We start from the raw sequence: 18,819 nt of genomic DNA, 5'->3' as shown, positions 1-18,819 counted from the left end.
GAGAAGAAGAATGCTAGTTAGTAGACGAAAAGGAAATGCAGCAAATCATATTGTCAGGATCAATGGAAAACGAATCGATCTCAAAGCATTAGAGAAAGTCTTCATGCTTCACTTTCCACTAAAGGAATGTGCGCTCATCCCGAAGAAAAATCAAGAAGGAGGCCTATCGCTTGTGCTGTTTGCACAGGCGAAGGACCCTTCGTTGACAAGAGAGGATTTGATGAGAGGCCCGCTTCATCCTGATGAAGTGCCAGCCGCACTCGTCCTCGTCCCTTCCTTGCCGCGAAAAGAAAATGGAGCGGTCGATACCGAGGCGCTGCTTGCCATTGATGTACTAGATGAAGAGGAACGGAGAAAGATAGAAGAGCGCACGAAAGCCATAGATGGAGTAGAGGAAGCAGCCGTTTTGATAGAGAGTCAGACAGAAAAACAAACACCCTATCATTTAGATGACCTCTTCCCAGATAGACAGCGTACAAATGGAAACGAATCGTTTTCAAAAGATGAAGTCAGCCAAACCATACAATCCTCCGTACAAGAAAAACCACCAGCTCTTGTTTATGGAGGTGATGTGATCAGAAAACCAGGTACACCAGTCACATTGACAGAGGTACTGATCCGAGCCGCCTTTATGTCACCAAATCGCGGAGTCACGTATCTCAAAGAAGGCGGTCATGAGGTGATCCAGACTTACCCGGAATTACTCACAGGAGCGGAACGTGTCCTATCTGGATTAAGGGCAGCCGGACTTTCAAACGGCGATCAAGTGCTGCTTCAATTGAAGGACCATCAAGATTTTATCACGGTATTCTGGGGCTGTATTCTCGGTGGAATCATTCCAACCCCAGTCTCTGTACCGCCTGTGTATGATGAAATGAATCAAGGTGTGAACAAGCTCAAGGGCGTGTTTCAGCTGCAAAATGAGCCATTCATTATTACAAACGAAGCGAGTGCTGAGGACATTGCAGGACTGCGTGAAACATTTGAATCAAAAGCGATTCCGATTTTAACAATCGAAACATTACTTGCCTGTGATCCAGATGAACAGCATTATGAGCCAGAGCCGGATGAGCCTGTGCTTCAGCTGCTGTCCTCAGGAAGTACGGGTGTGCCAAAGTGTATCCGGCACAACCATCAAAGCATTTTATCTAGAATCATTTCCTTTGAGCAGGCAAATGGTTTCACGCATGAGGATGTATCAATGAACTGGATGCCGCTTGATCATGTAGGGGGCATTGTCATGTTTCATGTCCATGATGTCTACCTCGGCTGCCAGCAAATTAGTCCATCCATTGATCAATTTATCGAACGGCCGATGGTGTGGCTGGATTGGATAGAAAGATACGGTGTCACAAGGACGTGGGCGCCAAACTTTGCCTTTGCGATGATGAATGAATATGAAGACGACATTCGCAAAGGGAGCTGGGATCTCTCCACCTTGACCTATATCATGAACGCCGCCGAAGCAGTTGTTCCTAAAGTGACGCAGCGTTTCATGCACATCATGGGTGAGCACGGATTAAGCCGCCATGCGATGGTGCCGGCTTATGGCATGTCAGAAACATCATCAGCCATTGTCCAGTCAAAAGAATTCATGCGTCATGATGATCAGGGTGGACAACTGACTATTGATCAGACCTCATTAACAAGTGAGATTCAATATGTGACGCACGATCATCCGCACAAGATGACCTTTACAGAAGTTGGTGCACCCATCCCTTCTGTATGGATTCGGATTGTTGATGAGCATCACCAAGTGTTGCCAGAAGATCAAGTCGGCCGCTTGCAGGTGAAGAGTCCAACGATTATGATGGGCTACTATCAAAATGAGGAAGCCAATGAAGAAGTATTTGCGGAAAACGGCTGGTTTCATACAGGAGATTTAGGATTTATTCATGAAGGGCGCCTAGTCCTCACAGGGCGGGAAAAGGATATCATCGTCATCAATGGAGCGAACTATTTGAATTACGAAATTGAAGCCGTTGTGGAAGAGGTTGAGGGGGTTGAAGTCACCTTTGCCGCTGCGTACGGCATTTACAATCCCGAATCAAGTAATGACACACTCGCCGTCTTTTTTGTCACGCAGAAGGATTCGATAGAGGATCAAATCACAATGATTCAGCAGATTAGAGAGAGCATCATTCGCAAAATGGGAATCGAACCTGACCATATCATTCCGGTGAAAAAAGACCAATTTCCGAAAACAGAAAGCGGAAAAATCCAACGTGCCCAACTAGGTGCGGCACTGAAAGATGGGGTGTTTCATGACATTGAACGTGCACTTGATCTTGCTTCAGAAAATGAACAGACCCTCCCAGATTGGTTCTTTAAACGTATTTGGGTAAAAGAGAATATCGGTCCATCTCAGCCAGTATCCACTGATCATGTACTCGTATTTGAGGATGAAAAAGGGCTGTATCCATCGCTTTATGCCCAATTTGAACAAATGAACCTGCCTTATGTTTCTGTGAAAAAGGGTCATGAATTTTTACGCCTGTCAAAAGGGATGTATCAGATGAACCCTCGAATCAAGGGGGATTACGTCAGGCTTGTGGCGGCGCTTGAAGCCGATGAATTAAAAATTGACCGTATGCTCCACTTGTGGAATGTATCAGACAGGGAGATGATTGCCAGCCCTGCGCAGTTCAAAGAACTGAATGCAAGCACTAGCCAATCCATTTTGTATTTGTATCAAGCATTGAGACAAGAAAATAAAGAGCCGATGCGTCTCGTTGTTGTCACAAAAGGTGGTCAATTTGTAAAACCGCAAGATGAGCTTCATGTGGAGAAAACGTCTCTTGCCGGATTATTAAAAACCATCCCGCAAGAATGGGAAGGGGCAGAAGTGTCTCACCTTGATATTGAAGCGGAGAATGTGGAACAGGATGCCAAGCATATTGCGGACGAACTAGGTGCGATTCATTTGAAAGCAGAAGTGTCTTACCGGCATGGCCAGCGCCTCGTACCAAAGCTGGAAAAAGTGAATATGATGACGGCACCTCAGACAGAAGGGTTTTTAGAATATGAAGGCTTGTACTTGCTGACTGGCGGGCTTGGCGGTATTGGATTTGAACTGTCTAAGCAAATGCTCCAATTTGGCTTGAAGCTCGTGTTAATTGGACGGACATCCCTTGAAGAAGACAGAGAAAAAGAGGCGTCATTCTCACAGCTTAAAGGTCTGGGAGACGTCCTTTATGTACAAGCCGATGTGACGAATTTATGTGACGTCGAGCGGGCGATTTATGAAGCAGAAAAACATTTCGGACAGTCGATCCGAGGAGCGCTTCATTTAGCCGGTGCTGGCAATGTATCTGAGCACTTTCAGCATGTGGATACGTACACACTGGCTCATACAACAGAAGAAGATTTCGTCAAAGAACTTTCAGGGAAGGCAGATGGTGCTTGGGTGCTGCAGGAAGCTTTCAAGCATGATCCGTCAGTTCCACTCGTCTTTTTTGGATCAGTAAATGGCTTTTTTGGCGGCACCACATTTGGCGCATATTCTGCGGCGAACAGCTTTTTAGATGGACTCGCACATGCCCTTACCTATCATGAGGGAAGAAGAGCGATTTCGTTGAATTTCAGCATGTGGGATAATCTTGGTTTGTCTAAGGGACATACTGGGGCCGCGCTAACCGTTCGCAAGGGCTTTCAATTGATTGGAAAAAAACAAGGACTCCATTCATTATGTCTAGGTGTTCGGCTGAATGAAGCGCATCTATTTATTGGCCTAGATGGGGCGAATCAAGAAATCGCTGAACATCTTCAACCAGCACCAATCCCGCATTTTGAAAAGAAACTGTACTATACGGTGCAATCAGGCAAAGAAGTGGATGCTGACAAGATCACAGACATCATAGAGGGGAAATGGGACATCAGGCAAGTGGAAGATATACCGAAAAAACAAGATGGCTCTATTAATCATGAAGCCCTCAAACAGTTCCATCACAAACATGCACAGCCGTTTGAAAAGCAATTGCCAGAAACGAAGACAGAGCAGGTGCTTGCGGCCATATGGGAGGATATTTTAGAAGTCGATCGTGTGTACAAAGAGGATCAATTCTTTGACCTTGGTGGACATTCATTAAAGGCCACTCAAACGATTTCTCGTATTAATCATGAGTTTTCAATAAAGGCACCGCTAAAAATATTATTTGAAAGCAAGAATCTGGCACACTTGGCACAAATGGTCGATGACATCAATGGAGCACCAGCCATTCAGGAAGCCAGCATTCCAAAGCTGGAAAAACGAACAAGCTATGAGCTGTCACACGCTCAAAAGCGAATTTGGTTCTTATCTACATTAGAAAAGAGCCATCATTACAATATATTAGGTGCTTGGAAGCTGATGGGCCAATTACACATCCAAACGTTAACAAAGGCGATCGGTCTCTTAACAAAACGTCATGAAGCACTGCGCGCAACATTTCAAACCATTGGCGGCAAGCCGGTTCAAGTCATCCGTGAAGATCTTCCGCCATCAGTAACCGTTGCGAATTTCTCATTATTTAATGAAAAAACAAGAGCGAGAAGATTGGAACAGCTGATTCAGCAAGAGGCGAACCGCATCTATGACTTAGAACGGGGACCGCTTGCACAATGGACAATTGTTGATATGGGGAAAGAGGAATATTACTTGCTTTGTGCGCAGCATCATATCATTTCCGATGCATGGTCGCTCAGCCTGCTTATTCAAGAATTAGAAGTCGTGTATGGTGCGCTATTATCAGAGAAAACGCCTGAGTTACCTGCACTTGAGATTGAATGGACCGATTATGTTCATTGGGAGAATGAGCAATTAAAGAACCACCAGGAGGCTCAGAGCTATTGGCTAGAAACGTTACAAGGAGAGTTGCCGGTATTAGAGCTCCCGTTTGACCGTCCTCGTCCGCCGGTTCAAACATTTAATGGAGCTACAGAGCAAATCGTGATAGATGAACCGCTTGTTCGTCGTTTACATGCCTTGTCGAGGCAGCAGGGGACAACACTATTTATGACGATGCTGTCAGCCTATTATGTCCTGCTTCACAAGTTGTCTGGACAAACAGATGTCATTGTTGGATCGCCGATCGCTGGGCGTGATGTCGAACAATCAGAGAAGCTCGTCGGCATGTTTGTCAATACATTGGCGCTGAGACAGGACGTTTCAACAGCCGATACCTTTGCCGATTTACTGGCAAAGGTGAAAGAAATGACGTTAAAAGCTTTTGAGCATCAGCATTATCCATTCGACAAGCTTGTGGATGAACTTTCAATGGATAGAGACCTAAGTCGTTCACCGATCTTCCAAGTCGCCATGGGGTATGTCACTGATTCGCTGGATATCAACCTAAAAGGACTGACATCGGAACAAGTGATGGTCCATCATACCGTCTCTAAATTTGATCTCACCTTGCATGTATTTGAGCAGGAGGACAAGCTGTCTATCCATGTGGAATATAATACGGATTTATTTGAGCAAGAAACGATCCACCGGTTGATGAATTATTATCTCAATTTGTTAGATGGCATGACGGCTCAGCCTGAACGGACATTTGCTGACTTTTGCGTCATGGACAAAGCAGAACAGAATGCCATGATCATAGGAAAAAATCAAACTGACACGCCTTATCCAAAGCGTACGCTGCAAGAATTATTTGAAGAACAAGTGCAGCGTGATCCGCACCGGATTGCTGTATCTTATATGGAAGAGCATATGACGTATCAAGATTTAGACGAGAAGGCGACAAAACTGGCTGCCTATTTACAGTTAAAGGGCGTTGGACCAGGTTCACTTGTCCCGATGCTGTTTGATCGTTCGTTTGACATGATGGTCTCAGTTTTAGGGATCGTCAAGTCGGGTGCTGCTTATGTACCGATGTCACCTGAGTATCCAGATGCTCGCATCGGTCTGATCGTTCGCGATACACAAAGCGATATCATTTTAACCCAGTCGCATCTAATCAATCGTTTAGACGATCTGAGCGGCACAAAGATTGAAATGGACAAGCCGTTACCAGAAACAGGCGCAGTGTATCAAAGGGAAAAATCGATTGTAGGAGAAGGCCAGATTGCCTATGTGAACTACACTTCAGGCTCAACAGGCACACCAAAAGGCGTGATGCTTCCTCATGCAGGAGTGGTCCGCTTAGTGAAAGAAACAAACTATATTGAGCTTGGTTCAGAAGATAAAATGCTTCAGCTGTCTAATTATGCATTTGATGCCTTTACCTTTGAATTATGGGGAATGCTGCTAAGTGGCGGTCAGCTGGTTCTGATCCCGAAATATGCTGCTCTGAATATGGACGAATTAACTCGTTTAATCAAAACGCATCAAGTCACAGCCAACTGTTTGCCAACTGCATTATTCAACCGGCTGATTGAGCATGATCCAAAAAGTGTGGCTGGATACCGTACATTACTTGTTGGCGGAGAAGCCATGTCTAGTGAGCATGCACGAAAGGCATTGCCACATATGAAGGGTGTGCTGATCAATGCTTACGGTCCAACAGAAAACACAACATTAGCGACCACTTATCAAGTCACACACGTACCGGAGGATGCAAGATCAGTGCCAATCGGTGTGCCAGTCGCCAACTCAACGGTTGTCATACTTGATGATCATCTCAATCCAGTACCAACAGGCGTCAAAGGAGAAATCTATATCGGCGGAACAGGGCTGGCAAAAGGATATCTGCATGACCCAGAGCGCACGAAGGAGCGGTTTATTGACAATCCATTCCCGGCATTAAAAGGGGACAAACTGTATCGTTCCGGTGACCTAGGGAAATGGCGGTCTGATGGCAGTATTGAATACCTTGGCCGAAAAGACAACTTGGTCAAAATTAGAGGCTACCGAATTGAATGTGGAGAAATCGAGACAGCCCTGCTCAAACACCCACAAGTAAAAGAATGTACCGTCATTGCTAAAACGTACGGCAGCTCAAAACGGCTGGCAGCCTACCTTGTCACAGATGGGGGAGAGCCTGTTCCCGGATGGAAAGCATTTTTACAGGAAAGCCTGCCAGGCTATATGATTCCAAGTTACTTTATCGTACTTGACGCAATTCCCGTCACAACGAATGGGAAGGTCGATCAAAAAGCTTTGCCGGAGCCGACAGACGCAGTCTCTTCCTCACATGAAGACGATCAACCGGTAACAGAAACACAGCAGCTGATTGTGACAGCTTTCAGTGAAGTGCTTGGTGTCAAACGAGTAGGAATTCATGATTCATTCTTTGATTTAGGTGGAGATTCCATTATGAGTATTCAAGCCGTTGCCAAATTAAAAGAAAAAGGTGTCCGTGTTGATCCGAAATGGATTTTTATGCACCCAGCGCCAGCACAGTTAGCGGCATATTTGGACACAGTACCAGAAATAGGCGAGCCTGTCGAAAGAGCGCCGAAAGACTATGTAATCGAGTTGAAAAAAGGGGATCCGGCTGAACCGAGAATTTTCTTTGCACCGCCTGCTGGTGGAACGGTGATGGGGTATATCGATGTGGCCAAGCTCATGACACATGAAGGAGCTGTTTACGCCTTGCAGTCTCCAGGCTTATATGAGGATGAAGAACCACAATTCCTTCATTATACAGAGCTTGTCACCATTTTTATTGAAGCCATTGAGACATTCTATCGACCAGGCATTGATTATTTGGCAGGGCATTCTATGGGCGGACATCTTGCTTACGGAATGAATCAGAGACTCTGTCATGCAGGAAAAGCGCCAAAAGGATTGATCATTTTAGATACGGTTCCGGTATTAAGAGATGAGGCAGATCAAGCGCTTCATGCCGATATGAACGAAGAAGAAGTGAAAATGCTCGCCCTCGTCCTAGGTATGGGGAACCTCGTCGGCATCAAACCAGAAGCATTACAAGGGCTCAGCTTCCAAGAAGTGAAGCAGAAAATCCTCAAAGAAGCAGAAAAGGATGAAGTCGTTCATCAATTTATGAATGATCACTATTTAGATAAATACTTGCAAATGCAGACTCATAATACCATCATGTCACAAGCCATTGAATTAGAAAAAGACCCATTCTCTGTGCCGTTTTATATTATACAAAGCAGCGATCACGCCACAGATTTCCAGAAGAAATTTGCCGATTGGGAAGCTTACACGAGAGAAACGTGCTCGTATTATCAAATAAAAGGCGACCATGTGACCATGATGAAAAGACCGCAGGCAGATCAACTTGCGCAGATTCTTGAAACGATCGTAAAGGGGTAAGGACGTATGAACCAATTATTTAAAACCTTTGAAAAAAAATCAGATCTCATTCAGCTTATTTGTTTTCCTTTTGCAGGCGGATATTCCGCCTCTTACCGTCCGCTCTTTGAACAGCTGAAGGACACGGCCGAAGTGACAGCAGCAGAACCTCCGGGTCATGGAACGAACCTCATGCCGCTTGAAACAAGCATTGACCGGCTGGCTGAATTGTATAAAGAAGGGCTGACAGGCAAATTAAACCGTCCATTTATTTTGTTCGGACATTCCATGGGTGGACTTGTGGTGTACAGGCTGACTCAGCTGTTAGAAAAGGAAGGCATCGATCCGGCAGCGGTTGTCATTTCTGCCATTCAGCCGCCGCAAACAAAAAGACAAAGATTGACCCATTTATCGAATGAAGCATTTGTTCAGCATATCGCTGAAATGGGCGGGATTCCAAAAGAATTGTTAGAGAACAAGCCAATGATGGATTACTTTACACCATCCTTACGTGCCGACTATCAAGCATTAGAATCCTTCCAGCACACAGACAAAACAATCATTAAATCACCCGTTTATTTATTGAACGGAAAGCAAGATAAGAAATGCATGGAAGACGCAGACGGCTGGCTAACATGGGCAAACGCCATCGAACGTACTGATTTCGAAGGAGGGCACATGTATATCAACACACACCTCGAGCAGTTCGCAGAACATATGAGGCATGTCATTGAGCAGACAACAAAAAGGCAATTCATCAGCCAATAAAAGAAAACAACGGCCCCGTCAAACGAGGGCCGTTTTCTTTATGAATTCCCCTTCCTCACCACATTCCCGCCAATCACTCCGCCAATGACGAGCACAGCTCCGATGAGGTGAACCATATCAATCGTTTCATGTAAAATAAGCACGCCAGCGGCAATGGTAATGAAAGCAGAAAGATTGTTAAAGATACTCACCTTTGCTGCTTCAAGGTGGGAAAGAGCATAGTTTGATAAATACGCTGTGAGCAGTGATGAGAGAATGCCTAAAAACAGCATAGACCATACAAAGGATGGCTGCGTAAACGGACTGAAAAACTGCGGTAGTGTAGTATTTACCGAGTGCCGAATGAGAGCAGCGGCATTAAAGAAGACAAATCCAAAGAAGGTCATCACAAAAGTCAGTTCAATGGCATGGAACCGCCGTGTCATCACCCTGGCAAATACGCTATAGGCACTGGATGATAAGGCTGAAAGTAAGATCAGCACATAACCAATGAGATGAGAATGTTTCACATCAATTCCCTTCACCACAAAGAGGAGCATCACCCCGGACACAGAAAGAATGGTAAACAGCACCTGGATCGAGGTAGGACGTTCCTTTAAACACCATGCTGCAAGCACCATTGTCAAAATAGGGATGGTCGCCTGAATAATGCCGGCCTCTGATGAAGAGGTGAACATCAGCCCCCACACTTGAAATGCAAAAAACAACACAGGATAAAGCAAGGAAAATGGCACAATGTAAATGAGATCACGCCATTGAATGGAAAAACGGTACTTTTTTCGTAAAAATGGAAATAACAAAAGAGCGGCTGCGAAAGAAACGGTAAATCGGTGTGCCAATACATCAATCGGATTCGCTGATGCTAAGGCTACTTTGACAAACAAGAATGAAAAACCAATAATACAGGCGTATGAGATCGAAGCAGCATACGCTTTTTGTTTTGACATATCCATCAGATTTCTCCTTACACGAGCATGCATGCTTCAGTTGAATTGACCGGTTCTGTCTTTTTATCGTAAACGGATCAAGTAAAGTGTACAATAAGAGTTATTGATATCTGTACCGGTACAAGGAGGGTAGTACTGTGAGGAAATATGATCAGCTTGTGTTGAATATAAAAAACAAAATCGAGAGCAGTGAATACAATGCTGGAATGAAAATCCCATCCATTCGTCACTTAGCGGCTCAATATGCTGTGAGCAAAAGCACTGTCATAAAAGCACTAGACACGTTAGAGCGTGAACACTTGCTGTACTCTGTAGAAAGAAGTGGCTATTTTGTCGTGAAAACCAATCAGTCAGCCGTTAAGAAGGGCAGCACATGGATTGATTTTGCTTCCTCTGCGCCTGATCCCATTGTGTTTCCATATGTCGATTTTCAGCACTGCATCAATCAAGCGATTGATCTGTATCAAAATGATTTATTTATCTATGGCACCACCAATGGATTACCATCTTTACTGCCAATCATTTCAAAGCGTTTATCGGATTATCAAGTGTTTGCCTCTCCAGAACAGATCGTTATGACCTCTGGTATTCAGCTGGCTTTATCGATTTTAAGCACCATCCCGTTTCCAAATGGAAAACAGACCATATTGGTCGAACAGCCAGGCTATCACCTATTCCTCCAATACTTAGAGAAAAACCAGCTGCCTGTCCGGGGGATTCAGCGTACGGAAAAAGGACTCGATCTTCAGGAATTGGAGCGTATCTTCCGAGAGGAGGATATTCGCTTTTTCTATACGATGCCAAGGTTTCAAAACCCGCTTGGAACGAGTCTGTCGAAACAAGAAAAAATAGCGATTGCAGCCCTTGCCGAAGCATATGATGTCTACATCGTTGAAGACGATTATTTGGCTGATTTAGAATTCGATACAAAAAGAGACCCGATCTATTCATATGATCAGGCGGGGAAGGTCATTTATTTAAAAAGCTTCTCAAAAATCATTTTTCCGGGGCTTAGAACAGGTGCTGTCGTCTTACCAAACGAGCTGATTGGCCCCTTTAGTGAACATAAACGGCTGATTGATATCGACAGCTCGATGCTCTCACAGGCTGCTTTAGAAATTTATTTGAAAAGCGGGATGTTTGAGCGTCATAGAGAAAGGATGCAGGCGACCTATAGAGCTCGATCCAAACAACTTGTAGCCTGTTTGAAAAATGATCAAGGCGCTTATGCGCTGGGAGAAGAGGAGCCAGCTACTCATACCCACGTTCGTGTCGACCGGTCCATTCCGATGAATCAGCTCATTCAGCAGCTAAAAAAGGCTTCTGTGATGGTTCAGCCGATCGACCGCCATTTCATTTCTACTTATCAAAAGGAGCCTATACTTCAGCTGAACATTTGGCATGTAAAAGAAGAGGAAATCGCACGAGGCGTCGATTTGCTAAAGTCATCACTTCAACAAATCACACGTTATTAAGGCGAGATAGCATGTTCTCACAAGTGAGTATATCGACGTGCTCAGCCGCAGCAGGTTTTCTTGTACAAACCGCCATTTGGTAGGCAGGATCAAGCGAATATGTTTGGACAACGCAAGGGGCTTCGTGATCAGGTAATCTCAAAGTAGCCTGTCCATCCTCTGACAAGCGAGCGGTAAAGGATGAAAGACCATAGGATATTCCCTTCCCTGTCAGCTTGATAAAAGCCTCCTTCATGGACCATAAATGAAAGAAATAGGCTTCCTGCCGTTCTGCCGGCTGTGAGAGTAAATCTTGATATTCGTCAGCTGAAAAAAATCGTTTGGCAATGGCTAAATCAATCGGTTTAATCTCTTCAATATCAATGCCAACAGGCGCATCATCTACTGCGCCCACGACCCAATCACCAGAGTGAGAAAGATTAAAATGAAAAGAAGGAATTTGCCGGACAACAGGCTTTCCATTCCCTTCTGTTTCAAAAATGATCTGTTCCATAGGCAGTGCGTACATCTCATGAATGATGTGACGAATCAGTACCTCACCTAAAAGCGTTCTTCTTGCATCGATCAAAAAACGAAAGCGCTCAGCGGCGGCGCGTTTTTCAAGTGATACAAAAGGCTTCAGCTGTTCTATTTGTTTTCGTGCATTTCTATCATCTAAAGGTTGTAATTGAATAGCGAAAATCTTCATAACGGACCTCAATTTTTTACATTTATTGTACCATTGGATGAACCCATGCAAAAGAGAAACAGACATCCTGTTCAATGAAAGCACAAAATGACAGGAAGGTGCGGGCGGTTCTCGATATAGTGGAAGAGGAAGGAGAGGGAAAAATGATTCACTTGATCATGGATAGTATCAATTATATGGAAGAGAGGCTGGATCAGCCTTTGCAGATCGAAGAAGTGGCAGAGGAAGCCTGTATGTCTAAATTTCATTATCAGCGGCTATTCCATATGCTGACGGGAATTGCAGTAGCAGAATATATTCGCAAAAGACGATTAACCCTTGCGGCAGAAGAATTCATGACCAAGCAAGTGAAAGTTATTGATGCGGCGGTGAAGTATGGCTATGAAACCCCAGAGTCGTTTGCGAAAGCCTTCAAGCGGCATCACGGATATACACCGGCAGCAGTGAAAACAGGCGAGTATACAGTGAAAGCCTACCCCCGTCTCTCCTTCGAACTTCAAATAAAAGGAGTCGAACCGATGCATTATCGAATTGTGGAAAAGGATTCATTTTCAATCATGGGCAGAAGACTAAAGACAACAACAAAGAATAGCCAAAACAAACAGGATATTCCCGCCTTTTGGAAGCGTGTCAATCAAGAAGGATGGACGGATTCACTGGCTCATGCAGCTGGAGAACTCGGATATATCGGTGTATGTGCGCATTTTGATGAAACGCTTGAAACATTTGACTATATCATTGGGATTGAGCAAGGTGAGGAAGAACCAGATTCGACCATGACAGTCGAGCAGATTCCGGCCAGTACGTGGGCTGTATTTCAGGCAAAGGGGCCTGTCGAAACCGCTGTGCATTCAACATGGACACGTATTTTCACAGAATGGTTTCCTGCCTCAGGATATGAGCATGCTGGGGGAATGGAGATGGAAACGTACCCTTTAGATGGAGAGATACATTCTCCAGATCATGTGACATTGATTTGGATTCCAATCCGTAAACAATCATAAAAAAGGCAGCGTATCTCGCTGCTTTTTATCCTTGTTTGAAGACGTGAACACCGTTTGGATCGGTCGTATTCATCCCATGAGAATCCATCATCTTCACTTCAAGTAAAGAGAGACGTTCTCCCTTTTTCCAATGAATAGGTTGTGTCAAACCGTCCAGCAACTGATCGACCGCAGGTGTATGAGTCAAATCAGGCACTGCGATCGTCATCTCGGCAATTGCTTCTTCACCAGTTTCAATCACATCTGTCCGCCGCTGCAATTCAAGCCTTAAGCGCATTGGTGTAGAAAGAAACGTTCTTCGCTCCCCGGTCTGGATTGCCCAGTTTCTCTTTTGCGCTTGTACCAGCAACTGATCATATTCATCATCAGTCACTAGAAAGCCGATGTGATCAAAAAGGACTTTTTTACTATAACCAAATGTGATATTGATCTGTCCCTTTCTCATCTCAATGATTCGGAAAGAGGGCTTCTTCTCTCTAAAATCATCCCATGTCTGCGGAGGAGGAAAGGAACCTTCCTTTGCGAAACGACCCTTTACTTCAAAGCCTAATGAAGTGTACGCCTGCTCCGTCTCCTCAACAAATGGTGTCCAGTAATGATAATGGAAAAGCTGCATCAGAGGATCATCTCCTGTTTTAAGAATATTGCGTCTATTTAGTTTAGCACAAAACAAGCCATTCTTTTAGTAGAATGGCTTGTTCTTATCGTGTAAGGGTTTGAACAGGTTTCTCCGCTGTTTTTGTAATGAGCAGCTGCAAGAGCCGTGTCGATTGTGGCAATGAAAAGCGAAGGACGAGTCCAGTAAAGATGGCCGTCAGAATCGTTCCAATGCCAATCGGGCCGCCGAGCATCCATGCAAATAGAAGCACGGTTAACTCAATACCATTTCGAACCCACTGTACGTTCAGCCCTGTTTTTGCTGAGATGAGCAGCATTAATGAATCTCTTGGCCCGGCGCCAAGATTAGCTGAGACATAAATGCCAACGCCATACCCAGACACAATCACGCCCGTAATAAATACATATAAAGCAGGTAAATACCCATGTGGTGCAGGTAATACTGCATTAAAGAAATCAATAAACACGCCAATCAGCACCATATTGAGAAGGGCGCCGATCTTTGGAAAAGATTTCGTGAAAACAGATGTCAGTGTCACAATGAGTGCACCAATAATGATCGACCATTGTCCAATGGTTAAACCAAAATGCTGAAACAGTCCATAATGAAAAGCGTCCCACGGACCAATGCCAAGGATCTTTCCCTTCACTGTCAGCGATAGTCCAAAAGCAAGTACAATCAATCCAACAAAATAAAAAAACCAACGTAAAAGATGTTCCCGCTTCAAAAGCTTTCCCTTCTTTCTTAAACACTCGATTTCAATCGTAACATACTCGCACGCCCCTTTAAATGGCTTTGCTCAATTGTAATCGCTTACTCGATAAAAAGAATTTTTTCCATAAAAAGAGCAGAAAACATCAAATTTTGGAGCAAGACTTTTGCCTTGTTTTTTTTAACAAAGTGAACCAATAATTAACAATTTTTATGAAAATAAGAAAAAAATTCAATGTAAAATGACAAAAAAACAACATTTATCCAATTAAAGAATATTCAAGATAAATTAGAATAGATTGTATGTAAATTGCGCCGTTAGGCCTGTTTTTATTGATAGATAAAATATTTAATACACGATAAAAAAACTTGTTTTATTGGAAAAAACATAGATGGATCAGATGTCGAAAGCTGTATATGACAAAAGGGCTATTTTTGTCGAAAATAGTCTTTTAGTCATGTTGAGGGTTCTGAAATGTTACTGATATTCTTTACCAAAGTGTGGGAGGTGAACTGGTACATACCATTATGATTTAGAGCAGGGAAAAGGGGATGTCAAAAAATGAACATATTAAAAAGAACGAGTCAATTATTTCTAATATTGGTGCTGATTGCTGGGAATTTATTAACAGTTTCGCCACCTGTTACGAAAGCCGCTGGGACAGTGGTTGTCAATAACGCAGATTCCTACATGATTGGAAATGGGAAGTTAGTTCTTTATCAGCTTGATGGGCAAAATCCAACAAACGTAAAGGCTAGTGTACAGGTGAAGGGAATTAATTCGACTGTAGTGAACGGTGTTGCTGTGAATGATCAAGAAAACACTGTGTATGCAACTACGACAGCAAGTGGAGAGCCAGTTCTTTATAAAATAAATGCGACCACTGGACAAGCAGAGCGTGTAGGTGTTTTAGGCGGAAGAGCGCCTAATGCCGTTGTTTATAACGGTAAATATATTCATTCGTATGCGGTTGATGGAGAACCCTACCTTGCAACGTACGACTTAGCAACTGGTCAAAAAACGGCCAAGAAAATTGTCGGTTATGACGTTGGCCCTGGCATTGGCGGAGACATTGGCGGAGACCTTGTCGTCGATAAGGATGGCTATCTTTGGTTCGCATCTAATACCAGTGGGTCCATTGCGCAAATGAATCCTGAAACAGCTGAAGTCATTCGAGTGATTCCAATCACAAATGCAGATGGTAAACCGATTGAGGGAGGAGTACGAGGAATTAGCTTTTTGCCAAATGGACAAATGCTATTACAATCAGGAAAAGATGACTCTATTGGTCATTCTACTCTTTTTACACTTGATGCGAAAACATTAAGTACAACATATATGGGCACTGTAGGTGATTCATTATCTTACGACTTAGCTTCAAGGGTGAAGCCTGAATTCGATCCATATCCTCCTAACCTTGAATCAGAAAAATCTGTTGCTTTACAGAAAAAAGCAGAAGGCAACACAGATGAAAAGCATCCAGAAGTAGGCGACACTTTGCTTTATACAATTAGAGCAAAAAATACGGTGCAATTCGGCATTCTTAAAAATCTGATCATATCAGATAACCTTCCGAGCAGCTTAACCTATGTTTCTGGATCTCTTAAGGTAGATGGCACAAGCGTAACAGATGCAAAGGATCAAGACAAAGGTGATTTTACAAACGGTACTGTGACAGGTCAAATAGGTGATGTGAAAGATACCGATTGGCACACCGTGACATTTGAAGCGAAAGTAGCAAAAGGGCAAGCGGGTAAAGATATTCAAAATACAGCGAATGTCAAAGGGGAAAACACACCGCCAGACAATCCAACAACAAACATAGAAATTTATCCTCGTGATCCGAAGCTTGAATCAGAAAAATCAGCGGTCTTACAGAAAAAAGCAGATGGGAATACAGATGAGAAACACCCAGAAGTAGGGGACACATTGCTGTATACCATTCAAGCCCGTAACGCTATTGAAGATAGTGTAATAGAAGACCTTGTGATTTCTGACAAGTTACCTCAAGGATTATCTTATGTACCAAATTCACTTCAGGTAGATGGAAATCCGGTCACAGATGTAAAAGATGACGACAACGGTGATATGACAGATGGAACTGTCACTGGAACGTTCGGTGAAGTGAAAGATACGAAATGGCATACCGTGACGTTTGAAGTCACAGTTGAAAAAGGCCAGGCAGGCAAAGATATTCAAAATACAGCGAGTGTCACAACCGGCAACACACCGCCAGACGAGCCGACAACGAATGTAGAGATCTATCCTCGTGACCCAAAGCTGACTTCTGAAAAATCAGCGGTCTTGCAGAAAAAAGCAGATGGCAATACAGATGAGAAGCATCCAGAGGTCGGTGATACACTTCTTTATACGATTAAAACAAAGAATACGATAGAAGACAGTCTCGTTGAAAATTTAGTGATCTCAGACGAACTGCCGGAAGGATTAGCGTATGTGCCGGATTCACTTCAAGTGGATGGAGAGGCAGTCACTGACGCAAAGGATGACGATAACGGAGACTTCACAGATGGTACCATATCAGGACAATTTGGTGACATTCAAGATACAGATTGGCATACTGTGACATTTGAAGTGACGGTTGAAAAAGGACAATCTGGCAAAGACATTCAAAATACAGCGAGTGTCACAGGTGAAAACACACCACCAGACGATCCGACAACAAAAACAGAAATCTATCCTCGTGATCCAAAGCTAGAATCAGAAAAATCAGCGGTCTTGCAGAAAAAAGCTGAAGGTAACAAAGATGAGAAGCATCCAGAAGTAGGAGATACCCTGCTTTATACAATTAAAACAAAGAACACGATAGAAGACAGCCTTGTGGAAAATCTAGTGATCTCAGATCAATTACCAAAAGGGCTGACGTATGTCGCTGGGTCTCTTGAAATTGATGGAGAATCTGTCACAGATGTGAAAGACGACGATAGCGGAGACTACACAGATGGAAAGGTCACAGGTTATTTTGGTGATGTGAAGGACACGGACTGGCATACCGTGACGTTTGAAGTGACAGTTGAAAAGGGACAGGCTGGTCAAGACATTCAAAACACTGCCGAAGTAACAGGTGAAAACACACCGCCAGATGATCCAACAACGAAAACAGAAATTTATCCTCGTGAACCAAAACTAGCATCAGAAAAGACAGCGAGCATTCAGAAAAAAGCAGAAGGGAACACAGATGAAAAAACACCACAGGTAGGCGATACCCTTCTGTATACGATCAAAACAAAGAATCTTGAAGAGGACAGCATCGTCGAAAATCTCGTGATTTCAGATCAACTGCCAGAAGGTCTTGAATATGTCGAAGGATCATTAAAAGTAGATGACCAAGCCGTCACAGATGCAAAAGATGACGATAACGGAGATTACACAAAAGGCACAGTGACCGGACAATTTGGTGATATCAAAGACACGGACTGGCATACTGTGACGTTTGAGGCGAAAGTAGCCAAAGGACAAGCAGGTAAAAGCATTCAAAACACAGCGAAAGTAACAGGCGAAAACACGCCGCCAGATGAGCCGACAACCGAAACAAACATTGATCCAAGAGATCCAAAGCTTGAATCAGAAAAAACATCTGAGATTGCTCAAAAAGCAGAAGGCAATACAAATGAAAAACAAGTTCAGGTAGGCGACACCCTTCTTTACACCATCAAAACAAAAAATAGTGTAGAAGACAGTGTCATCAAAGATCTAGTCATCGCAGATCAACTGCCAGAAGGTCTTGAATATGTCGAAGGGTCATTAAAAGTAGATGACCAAGCCGTCACAGATGCAAAAGATGACGACAACGGAGACTACACAAAAGGCACAGTGACCGGTCAATTTGGCGATATCAAAGATACNAAAAGTAGATGACCAAGCCGTCACAGATGCAAAAGATGACGACAACGGAGACTACACAAAAGGCACAGTGACCGGTCAATTTGGCGATATCAAAGATACAGACTGGCATACCGTGACGTTTGAAGCGAAAGTAGCAAAAGGCCAAGCGGATAAAACCATTCAAAACACAGCGAAAGTAACAGGCGAAAACACACCGCCAGATGAGCCGACAACCGAAACGAACATTGATCCAAGAGATCCAAAGCTTGAATCAGAAAAAACATCTGAGATCTCTCAAAAAGCAGAAGGCAATACAAATGAAAAAGAAGTACAAGTAGGCGACACTCTCCTTTACACCATCAAAACAAAAAATAGTGTAGAAGACAGTATCATCAAAGATTTAGTGATCGCAGATCAACTGCCAGAAGGTCTTGAATATGTCGAAGGATCATTAAAAGTAGATGACCAAGCCGTCACAGATGCAAAAGATGACGACAACGGAGACTACACAAAAGGCACAGTGACCGGTCAATTTGGCGATATCAANATCATTAAAAGTAGATGACCAAGCCGTC

At 43.7% G+C, this 18,819-nt stretch carries 8 protein-coding genes and 2 pseudogenes; 6 read left to right on the top strand and 4 right to left on the bottom strand.

From position 1 onward, the window contains the following. Positions 1 to 10: 10 nt before the first annotated feature. Both ASG46_RS05675 and ASG46_RS05670 read left to right on the top strand, forming a co-directional pair. Positions 11 to 8,209, top strand: coding sequence for a non-ribosomal peptide synthetase (locus ASG46_RS05675; RefSeq protein WP_056703590.1), 8,199 nt, complete (start codon positions 11 to 13; stop codon positions 8,207 to 8,209). 6 nt (positions 8,210 to 8,215) lie between these two features. Beyond that, entirely contained in the window at positions 8,216 to 8,956 is a 741-nt protein-coding gene (locus ASG46_RS05670; protein ID WP_035704387.1) for a thioesterase II family protein, read from the top strand. A 38-nt stretch (positions 8,957 to 8,994) separates the two neighbouring features. Here ASG46_RS05670 and ASG46_RS05665 read toward each other — a convergent pair whose 3' ends face one another. Continuing rightward, positions 8,995 to 9,909 (bottom strand): DMT family transporter, encoded by a 915-nt coding sequence (locus ASG46_RS05665; RefSeq protein ID WP_056703588.1) that lies wholly within the window; start codon positions 9,907 to 9,909, stop codon positions 8,995 to 8,997. A 131-nt stretch (positions 9,910 to 10,040) separates the two neighbouring features. Here ASG46_RS05665 and ASG46_RS05660 point away from each other — a divergent pair, with 131 nt between their 5' ends. Then, positions 10,041 to 11,378, top strand: a complete 1,338-nt coding sequence (locus tag ASG46_RS05660) for an aminotransferase-like domain-containing protein (RefSeq protein WP_035704392.1) — start codon at positions 10,041 to 10,043, stop codon at positions 11,376 to 11,378. Here ASG46_RS05660 and ASG46_RS05655 read toward each other — a convergent pair. Beyond that, positions 11,365 to 12,066 carry a 4'-phosphopantetheinyl transferase family protein gene (locus ASG46_RS05655; protein ID WP_035704395.1) on the bottom strand — a complete coding sequence of 234 codons (702 nt, stop codon included), beginning with the start codon at positions 12,064 to 12,066 and terminating at the stop codon, positions 11,365 to 11,367. The genes ASG46_RS05660 and ASG46_RS05655 overlap by 14 nt on opposite strands. Positions 12,067 to 12,209: 143 nt before the next feature. Here ASG46_RS05655 and ASG46_RS05650 point away from each other — a divergent pair, with 143 nt between their 5' ends. Next, complete coding sequence (locus ASG46_RS05650) at positions 12,210 to 13,070, top strand: effector binding domain-containing protein (RefSeq protein WP_035704399.1); 861 nt, start codon at positions 12,210 to 12,212, stop codon at positions 13,068 to 13,070. Between the two features lie 25 nt (positions 13,071 to 13,095). Here ASG46_RS05650 and ASG46_RS05645 read toward each other — a convergent pair whose 3' ends face one another. Together ASG46_RS05645 and ASG46_RS05640 are read right to left on the bottom strand one after the other, a co-directional pair. Continuing rightward, complete coding sequence (locus ASG46_RS05645) at positions 13,096 to 13,686, bottom strand: hypothetical protein (protein ID WP_024720182.1); 591 nt, start codon at positions 13,684 to 13,686, stop codon at positions 13,096 to 13,098. 85 nt (positions 13,687 to 13,771) lie between these two features. After that, complete coding sequence (locus ASG46_RS05640; protein ID WP_007498187.1) at positions 13,772 to 14,416, bottom strand: YczE/YyaS/YitT family protein; 645 nt, start codon at positions 14,414 to 14,416, stop codon at positions 13,772 to 13,774. A gap of 546 nt (positions 14,417 to 14,962) precedes the next feature. Between ASG46_RS05640 and ASG46_RS05635 the strand changes: the two are divergent. Both ASG46_RS05635 and ASG46_RS21265 read left to right on the top strand, forming a co-directional pair. Next, positions 14,963 to 18,264, top strand: a pseudogene (locus ASG46_RS05635) (isopeptide-forming domain-containing fimbrial protein); the annotation flags it as partial. Position 18,265: 1 nt separating this feature from the next. Further along, a pseudogene (locus ASG46_RS21265) lies at positions 18,266 to 18,790 on the top strand (isopeptide-forming domain-containing fimbrial protein); the annotation flags it as partial. Positions 18,791 to 18,819 lie beyond the last annotated feature (29 nt).

This window comes from Bacillus sp. Leaf49, assembly GCF_001426125.1.
In the GTDB taxonomy this organism is placed as follows: domain Bacteria; phylum Bacillota; class Bacilli; order Bacillales; family Bacillaceae; genus Bacillus; species Bacillus altitudinis.
This window is presented reverse-complemented; position numbering and strand designations above follow the sequence as displayed.

Coding starts and splice junctions, on each gene's coding strand:
- ASG46_RS05645 (WP_024720182.1), bottom strand. CDS start 13,686: ATGCAGCTTTTCCATTATCATTACTGGACACCATTTGTTGAGGAGACG.
- ASG46_RS05650 (WP_035704399.1), top strand. CDS start 12,210: ATGATTCACTTGATCATGGATAGTATCAATTATATGGAAGAGAGGCTG.
- ASG46_RS05670 (WP_035704387.1), top strand. CDS start 8,216: ATGAACCAATTATTTAAAACCTTTGAAAAAAAATCAGATCTCATTCAG.
- ASG46_RS05675 (WP_056703590.1), top strand. CDS start 11: ATGCTAGTTAGTAGACGAAAAGGAAATGCAGCAAATCATATTGTCAGG.
- ASG46_RS05665 (WP_056703588.1), bottom strand. CDS start 9,909: ATGGATATGTCAAAACAAAAAGCGTATGCTGCTTCGATCTCATACGCC.
- ASG46_RS05655 (WP_035704395.1), bottom strand. CDS start 12,066: ATGAAGATTTTCGCTATTCAATTACAACCTTTAGATGATAGAAATGCA.